This window comes from Lutibacter sp. (genome assembly GCF_040883305.1).
In the GTDB taxonomy this organism is placed as follows: Bacteria; Bacteroidota; Bacteroidia; order Flavobacteriales; family Flavobacteriaceae; genus Lutibacter.
In genome coordinates, this window is sequence record NZ_JBFLKT010000404.1 from 1 (window position 1) to 7,980 (window position 7,980).

Annotated in this window: 6 protein-coding genes, 1 other RNA gene and 2 pseudogenes; 2 read left to right on the forward strand and 7 right to left on the reverse strand. The window is 29.2% G+C overall.

The annotated features are described in order from the left end of the window. The 5 genes and pseudogenes from AB1Z17_RS13110 to ssrA all read right to left on the reverse strand — a co-directional run. Positions 1-966: pseudogene (locus tag AB1Z17_RS13110) on the reverse strand (dipeptide epimerase); the annotation flags it as partial. 24 nt (positions 967-990) lie between these two features. Next, entirely contained in the window at positions 991-2,055 is a 1,065-nt protein-coding gene (locus tag AB1Z17_RS13115) for an LD-carboxypeptidase (protein WP_368052226.1), read from the reverse strand. A 127-nt stretch (positions 2,056-2,182) separates the two neighbouring features. Continuing rightward, positions 2,183-3,448 (reverse strand): D-alanyl-D-alanine carboxypeptidase/D-alanyl-D-alanine-endopeptidase, encoded by a 1,266-nt coding sequence (locus AB1Z17_RS13120; RefSeq protein ID WP_368052227.1) that lies wholly within the window; start codon positions 3,446-3,448, stop codon positions 2,183-2,185. A gap of 42 nt (positions 3,449-3,490) precedes the next feature. After that, complete coding sequence (locus AB1Z17_RS13125) at positions 3,491-4,969, reverse strand: Na+/H+ antiporter NhaC family protein (RefSeq protein ID WP_368052228.1); 1,479 nt, start codon at positions 4,967-4,969, stop codon at positions 3,491-3,493. A gap of 312 nt (positions 4,970-5,281) precedes the next feature. Further along, positions 5,282-5,676, reverse strand: a transfer-messenger RNA (tmRNA) gene (gene ssrA / locus AB1Z17_RS13130). A gap of 217 nt (positions 5,677-5,893) precedes the next feature. On the opposite strand from ssrA, the gene AB1Z17_RS13135 reads away from it, so the two are divergent. Together AB1Z17_RS13135 and AB1Z17_RS13140 are read left to right on the forward strand one after the other, a co-directional pair. Further along, positions 5,894-7,096 (forward strand): NAD(P)-dependent oxidoreductase, encoded by a 1,203-nt coding sequence (locus AB1Z17_RS13135; RefSeq protein WP_368052229.1) that lies wholly within the window; start codon positions 5,894-5,896, stop codon positions 7,094-7,096. Continuing rightward, positions 7,086-7,304, forward strand: coding sequence for a DUF3820 family protein (locus tag AB1Z17_RS13140; protein WP_368052230.1), 219 nt, complete (start codon positions 7,086-7,088; stop codon positions 7,302-7,304). The genes AB1Z17_RS13135 and AB1Z17_RS13140 overlap by 11 nt, the downstream gene beginning before the upstream one ends. On the opposite strand, the gene AB1Z17_RS13145 is transcribed toward AB1Z17_RS13140, so the two are convergent. Further along, positions 7,285-7,659, reverse strand: coding sequence for a DUF2809 domain-containing protein (locus AB1Z17_RS13145; RefSeq protein ID WP_368052231.1), 375 nt, complete (start codon positions 7,657-7,659; stop codon positions 7,285-7,287). The genes AB1Z17_RS13140 and AB1Z17_RS13145 overlap by 20 nt on opposite strands. Positions 7,660-7,662: 3 nt before the next feature. Beyond that, positions 7,663-7,980: pseudogene (locus tag AB1Z17_RS13150) on the reverse strand (hypothetical protein); the annotation flags it as partial.

A 7,980-nucleotide genomic window follows, 5' to 3' on the forward strand; every position in this document is an offset into this window, starting at 1 on the left:
AATTCCATCTTTAATAGTAACACCTGTAGCAATGTCTTCAGCTAATAGCATAGCGCCATCCATATCTACATAATCTAATAATGGTAATAAATGAGCTATTGCAGAAATCCCTACAGAAGATTCTGTCATACAACCAACCATAGTTTTCATTTTTAGTTCTTTAGCCTGAATAAGCATTCTTTTTGCTGAAGTTAAACCACCGCATTTTACCAATTTAACATTTACACCATGAAAATGGTTATGTCATTTTAAAACATCTTCTTCAATTTGGCAACTTTCATCTGCAATTATGGGTAATACAGATTTTGAATAAACTTCTTTATGATCTTCCCATTCATCAGCTTTTAGAGGCTGTTCAATGAATTCAACACCCAATTCTTTTAATTTAAATGAATTATTTATTGTTTCTTCTACCGACCATCCACAGTTTGCATCTACTCTAAAAATTGCATTTGTATGTTTTCGTAATTCTTTAATTATTTTAAGATCTTCTTTTGTGCCTAGTTTTATTTTATAAATAGGCCAAGGAATTTCTTTCATTTTTGATACCATTTTTTTAATGGAATCAATTCCAATAGTATAATCTGTTAAAGGATTATTACTGATGTCATAATTCCATAATTCATATAATTTTTTCCTTTTTTTTCTTGCATATAAGTCGTTAAAAGCCAAATCTAAACCACATAAAGCAAACATATTATTTTTTAAATGTGGGTACATTTTATCCCAAAAAGCGACTGGTGTTAAATTTGAGCTTTCTTCAATTAAAGGCTTTAAAGCAGTTAAATCTTCAACCATTTTTGGAATTGTAATTTTATAATATGGATTAGAAGTAGCTTCTCCATAACCAGAAAAATCACCATCTTTTAACTCAACTATAAGGTTTGGTTGTGTGTTATAAGATTCTCTTGAAATAGTGAAAGTGTGACGTAATTTTAAATTGTAAGGCGTTAGAATTATTTGCATTGTAGTATAAATTAATGGTTGATTTTATTTTTTAAATAAAAGAGTGGATTTATCTTTTTTAACTTTTAAGTCAACAGTTCTTCCTAAAATTAGTGCTAAGTTTTTTTCTTTATGTCCAGCAGGAAAATTAAAAAGAACTGGAAAATTATATTCTTCAACAATATCTAAAATAAGTTGTTCCATTGGCTTGCCCCAAGATGTGCTGTTTTTTTTAACATTACTTATGTCTCCAACAATAATACCTTTACAATTTTCAAAATAACCAGCACGTTTTAAGCTTTGTAACATTCGGTCTATATGATAAGCATACTCTCCAATTTCTTCAATAAATAAAATTTTACCATCGGTGTTAATAGTAGTTTTTGACCCCAGCATGGTGTGTAAAAGTGTTAAGTTTCCTCCAACAAGTTGTCCAGTAGCTTCTCCTAATTTATTATAATTTGAACTTTTTATAGTGTAAGTCAGCTGGTTGCCAAAAATTGCATTTTTTAATGAATTACTATTTTCTTCTAGATACTCTAGGTTTTTGTCTAAACTAATTCCCATCATTCCGTGAATAGATTCAATCCCTAAATTGTGAATTTGATTGTGGAAAACTGTAATGTCCGAGTATCCAATAATCCATTTTGGATGTGCAATAAATTTACTAAAATCTAATTTGTCTAAAATTCTTACAGATCCGTAACCACCACGAGAACACCAAATAGCTTTTATATTTTTAGTATCTAAAGCCTTTTGAAAGTCTGAAGCACGCTCAATATCTGTACCTGCAAATTGATTATTTTGATTGAAAATATTTTTTCCTAAAATCACATTTAAATCCCAGCTTTTTAGTAGTTTTTTTGCTTGTTCAATTTCGGCTTTTTTGTTAAATAAAATTCCTGCTGGAGATATAATTACAACAGTATCTCCTTTTTTAAGATACGGCGGTTTTATTAAAGTTTTTGATGTGGTGGTTTTATTAACATTTGTATGTTTTTGCTGCGTGGATTTACAGCTTATATTTACCACAAAAATGAATAAAATAAAATAGGTTACTTGTTTCATATTGTAAAAAAATGGTGTTCTTGTAAATATACTATTTTTCATCTAAATTTCTAATGAAATAATTCAAGTTGATCTATTGATAAAAGAGGTTTTTAAATTACATTGTTATAAAATGTTTTAAATTTAATAGGAAGCTTAACTTAAAAAATGGATTTAGTTTAAAAAGAACTTAATATTTGTCTCTAAGCAACTCTAAAATTGATTGCATTTTTTCTTTAACTTGATTGGTCGGTATTCTATAATGGTTATTCATAAAGCTAAAAATAAGTACTTTATTAGATTTTGTGATTAGAAACCCACTTAAGCAATAATTGTTGCTAAGCGTACCAGATTTTGCGTAAATATAGGGAGTTGGATTGCCAGCATACCAGTTTTCTAAAGTTCCTGATTTACCTCCAACTGGGAAAAAATTGAACAAACGTTCTCTGGGAATTTCAGTATATAATTTTGTTAAAACTTGTACAAATGAAGTTGGTGTAAATAAATTATATCTACTTAATCCTGAGCCATCTACCCAGCGAGGTTGTTGTTTTAAATCGCTCAACTGGTTTTTAAGAATTTCTTTTCTTATGGTGTTTGAACTCAAGGTGTCTGATAAGGTTGAAGAAGCTAAAATTAGTATCTGTTCCGCTAAAAAATTATCGCTTTCGTGCATCATTCGTTTGTATAGTGAATCTGTTTCAACACTATAAGCTGTATGCTCCATTATTTTTGAAGAATAATTGGTAATGTGTACTTTATTTGGTAAAAGGTGATTCCATAATTTGGAAATTAATAAAGAATCAATAACCATTGGAATTTCCTTTGGTTTATTGTTTTTAGGTTGGTAATAAAATTGATTTGAAGAATAGTTTCTGTTGAAATTTGAAGATCTAAATTCGACATTGTCTATTAATATTTTCGGACTTGTTTCTAATTCATTTTCAAAAGTAATTGTTAGTACATTTCCATACATGGGAAAACTACTTTTTTCGGGACTAAAATAGGTGTCATAATCTTCCCAAGCCCATCCAGGACCAAACTTTTTATCTTCTAAATTGTCAAGTATTAAATTTATTTTTTTATAATTTTTAAATATTTTTAGCGCTGTACTATCTTGAAAATATGAATGTAAAAATGTGGGGTCGCCTGTGCCTAAAACTGTTAAAGTGTCTTTTTCAATAGTATATTTAAAAGCAGGTATCTTTTCTGATAAATACTGCAATCCAGCATATAAAGTGAAAACTTTAGTATTACTAGCTGGTGTAAAGTACTTATCCGCATTAAAATTGTATATAGTTTTATTTGATGCAGGATTATAAACTAATAAACCTGTAAATTGATTGTCAAAAAAATCACTTTTAAGTTGTTTGGATATTTTTTTTGAAACAAGAGCAGATTTACATCCAATAAAAATAAATATAAAACCTAAACAAAGAAATTTTAGTTTTGACATAGATACAGTTTTAATTATAAATATATTTCTATTATTTTTAAACTAAAGCATAAAACCCATTATTATGTACATAGCAACTGTAATAACTCCACCAATTAAAGCGTACGGTAATTGTGTTTTTACGTGGTCTATATGATCTGTTGCAGAAGCCATTGATGAAATAATTGTGGTGTCGGAAATAGGAGAACAATGGTCTCCAAAAACACCACCTCCTAAAGTTGCAGCGATAACAAGTCCAATATTAGCCTCGTGAATATTTGCCATTGGAATTGCAATAGCAATCATAATTGCAAAAGTTCCCCAAGACGTTCCGGTCGAGAATGCAATAAAAGCACTAATAATAAAAACAATTGCGGGTAAAAATTCTGGAGACAACCATTCTTTAGACCAATTAGCAATAAATTGTCCTGTTCCAAGTTGATTGCAAGCATCGCTTATAGCAAAAGCAAAAAGCATTAATAATGCAAGAGGCATTAATTCGCTAATCCCTTTTAAAATTAAATCTACCATTTCTTCCATTTTCATAATGCCTTGCGATTTATACAAAATGATTGCAACAAATATTGCTGTAATTACCGCGTATAAAACAGAAGAAGATCCAGAACCTTCTCCAATAGCCTGAGATAAATGATTGGAAAATGAAGCGGATTCTTCAACTTTGTTCCAACCTGTATAAGCAAGGTTTATGGGCATCATTATTACCATAGTAAAGAGCGGTATAACCATATTATATGCCTTTGCTTTAATTCCTTCTTTGGGTTTGTAAGAAGTTATTGTTTCAGAAATCATAGGTTTGGCATTGTCATTTAAAAATTTCCCAGTCTCTATTATTCTTTTTTCAGCTTTAGCCATAGGACCAAAGTCTTTTTTTGAAACGATTATAATAAACACAATTGCAATAGCAATAAAAGGATAAAAATTGTATTTAATTGAAGAGAAAAGAACAGCAAAAGGATCATCTATACCTTGGGTAATTAACAATCCCATAATAAAAGCTCCCCATGCGTTAAAAGGAATTATAATAGAAGATGGTGCGGAACTTGAATCGGCGATATAGGCTAATTTTTCTCTGGAAATTTTTAATTTATCAAAAATAGGTCTGTAAAGCGTACCAACTGTTAATGAACTTATACTGGTTTCAACAAAAAGAATTATTCCTGTTAGTAAAGCCAAAATTTGAACAACAATTCTGCTATACCCACTTTGTTTTTTTTCAAAATAATTAATTAGGAGGTTAATTTTATTGACAAAACCTTCAACCCCTCTAGAATATTGAATAAATAATAAAAGAGCACCAACAAGCGCACTAAACATAATTGTTCGGGTATTTCCTTCTGATTTAAAAACATTTACCATTCCTTCAACTGATGCGATAGTACCTTTAATAACATCCCAATCGCTCATAATAATCCATGAAGACCATATTCCAAAAAGTAAGGAGACATAAACTTGTTTAGTTCTTAATGCAAATACAATTGCAATTAGTGGAGGTAAAATTGATAGAAATCCGTAGTTGTCCATTGGGTTAATTGTTATAAATAATCTATTCCGAAAAATATTGGAAAATGTGAATATACTTAAACTAATTAATTTGAATAAATTTTAGAGATAAATCTCTAATCTTTTTATTGATTTAATAGGGTTTTATTTAGTCAAATGAAGATAATAAAAGATTTAATATGAAATTATATATTTTCGTTAGTGTTTAATTTTTAAATATTAAACATAATGAATGTCTATAAAGTAAAAAGAAGTTAAACAACCTATTTGTAGGTTGTTCGAATAAGTAATATTATAAAATGTGTAACAGTTTATAATTAAATAAAATTAGAATAGTGGAGACGCCGGGAATCGAACCCGGGTCCAAACAAGCAACCAAAGTACTTTCTACATGTTTAGTTTTCTTTTAATTTTTGTCCTAATGCTAACCGAAAACAATTTACGTTAGGCTTAGTTTCTTTAGTTTCAAAATGCTAGCGAAACAATAGCAAATCTATGTTAACTTTTACGATGTCTCTTAGCTGACCGCCGCTAACCAAGGCTTTCAAGAGACATTTAGCTTGCACACCTTGTGTGCCGAGGCCTGATCCTACTGTAATTCGGATTAAGCAGCTAAAGCGTAGTTATCTTCGCCGTTTAAAGTGTTGAAATTGAGATTTACGAGTGCTATTTCATTACTCGACATGCTTATAGTTTAATTGACCTTGCAGTCAAAACCAGTCGTCCCCAATAAGTCAAAGAACAAGTTCTTTTAAAGATGGCAAATGTATAAATTTTATATGATATAATTTATAACAATTAAAATGATACCTATTGTAGTTATTTTAATTTTTAATTCATCAAACTAAAAACTAATTACTTTCAAGTTTATAGTTTAAGTTGGTATAACTTGCTTCATCTTTTAATTCGTAATATATTAGAGCAAAATTTATACCAGTTTATACAATGAAAATAGGAATTATAAAAGAACGTAAAAACCCACCAGATAGACGCGTAGTTTTAACACCCAAAGAATGTAAACGATTGTTGAAAAAATACCCAAGACTTTCTATTAAAGTAGAAAGTTCGGACAATCGCTTTTTTACAGATGAAGATTATGTAAATCAGGGAATTACAGTGGTTGATACGGTTTCAGATTGTGATGTTTTGTTAGGTGTAAAAGAAGTTCCAATAGATAATTTAATTCCTAATAAAAAGTATTTTTTCTTTTCTCATACCATAAAAAAGCAGCCTTACAACAGAAATTTATTGCAAGCCATTTTGGCAAAAAATATTGAATTGTACGATCACGAAGTAATAGTAAACGAAAAAGGACAACGTTTAGTTGCTTTTGGAAGATATGCTGGAATTGTGGGCGCATATAATGGATTTAGAACTTACGGATTAAAACACGATGTATTTCAATTGCCTAAAGCTGAAGATTTACACGATCAATTAATGTTAATTCACGAATTGCAACAATTAAAATTACCTAATATTAAAGTGGTTTTAACAGGAAAAGGCAGAGTAGGTAATGGTGCAAAAGAAATGTTGAAAGGAATGCGGATGCGTGAAGTTTCGGTAAAAGAGTTTCTAAATGAAAATTTTTCTGAACCTGTTTTTGTCCAAATTGATGTATTAGATTATAATAAAAGAAAAGACGGACAAACAAAAAATCAACAAGACTTTTTTGACAATCCATCAGCTTATGAAAGCAATTTTATGCGTTTTGCAAAAGTTGCAGATATGTATATTGCTTGTCATTTCTTTGGAAGTGGTTCGCCATTTATTTTCACACGTGAAGATGCTAAAAATAAAAATTTCAATATAAAAGTTGTAGCAGATATTAGTTGTGATATTGACGGTCCGGTTGCGTCAACATTAAGAGCTTCTACAATAGCAGATCCAATTTATGGGTACAATCCAAAAACTGAAAAGGAAACAAATTATAAAAATAAAGATGCAATTGCCGTAATGGCAGTTGATAACTTGCCATGTGAATTGCCCAAAGATGCTTCCGAAGGATTTGGAGAAAGTTTTGCAAAACATGTAATTCCTGCTTTTTTTAATAATGATGCAGATGGTGTTTTAAAACGCGCTAGACTAACCAAAAATGGAAAGTTGACAGAAAGATTTAGGTATTTGCAAGATTTTGTTGATGGAAAATAATCAACAGCACGAACTGGAGAAGTTGGCGAATACCAAAATGCCATATGGAAAATTTAAGAATTATTACCTAATAGATTTACCCGAACATTATATTGTTTGGTATAATAATAAAGGCTTTCCTAAAGGGAAACTTGGAGACCAATTACGTTTGGTATATGAAATTCAACTTAATGGATTGGAAGATTTGGTTAGAAAGTTAAGGGTTTAAGATTTTCAATAATTAATACAGTTACAACTCCAAATGTATAAGCAATTAAATCTGATACCGAAAAAGTAGTGCCAAATATAATTCTTACAAAACTAGGATCTTCAATTTTTAAATAATCTAAAATAGGTGTAAGTTGTAGCATTTCAATTGTATACGCTACTAATAGCACTATTAACGCTATATAAGTGGATTTTATTTTTACAAAACTTTTAATTAAATAATACAGCATAATTACACATAGAAAATCTCCTAAAGTATGTCTAACAAAATGTTGTGTAATATAAAGTGCAATTATTATTTCAATACTTAAAAGTATTAAAAATATAATGAAATTTTTGTAGTTGAATTTTAGCATTTTTTAAATTAAAAAAGTGTTTACTATATAAAAATATAAGTAGGCTATCGGTATGTTAATAGTTAAAATTCCAATTGATTTTAACGTTGATATTTTGTTGCTTTTAAATATTAATTTTAAAATTAATAACAGCACTAAAAAGAGGTTTATTAAAACAGAAAAAATAACATAATAAAGTCCAACAATAGTTATTGTTGAAATTCCTCTAACAACTATTTGAATTAGTAAAAGTAAAGTTCCTATTGAAAAAAATAGGGTAGCTGTTTTTGTTGTGAATTTTATAGTTGACATTTTATGATAAATGATTCTTAAGGAGATTCT

Bases quoted from the DNA above. Each gene is read 5' to 3' on its own strand.
- AB1Z17_RS13135 (WP_368052229.1), top strand. From the start codon at position 5,894: ATGAAAATAGGAATTATAAAAGAACGTAAAAACCCACCAGATAGACGC.
- AB1Z17_RS13115 (WP_368052226.1), bottom strand. From the start codon at position 2,055: ATGAAAAATAGTATATTTACAAGAACACCATTTTTTTACAATATGAAA.
- AB1Z17_RS13125 (WP_368052228.1), bottom strand. From the start codon at position 4,969: ATGGACAACTACGGATTTCTATCAATTTTACCTCCACTAATTGCAATT.
- AB1Z17_RS13120 (WP_368052227.1), bottom strand. From the start codon at position 3,448: ATGTCAAAACTAAAATTTCTTTGTTTAGGTTTTATATTTATTTTTATT.
- AB1Z17_RS13140 (WP_368052230.1), top strand. From the start codon at position 7,086: ATGGAAAATAATCAACAGCACGAACTGGAGAAGTTGGCGAATACCAAA.
- AB1Z17_RS13145 (WP_368052231.1), bottom strand. From the start codon at position 7,659: ATGCTAAAATTCAACTACAAAAATTTCATTATATTTTTAATACTTTTA.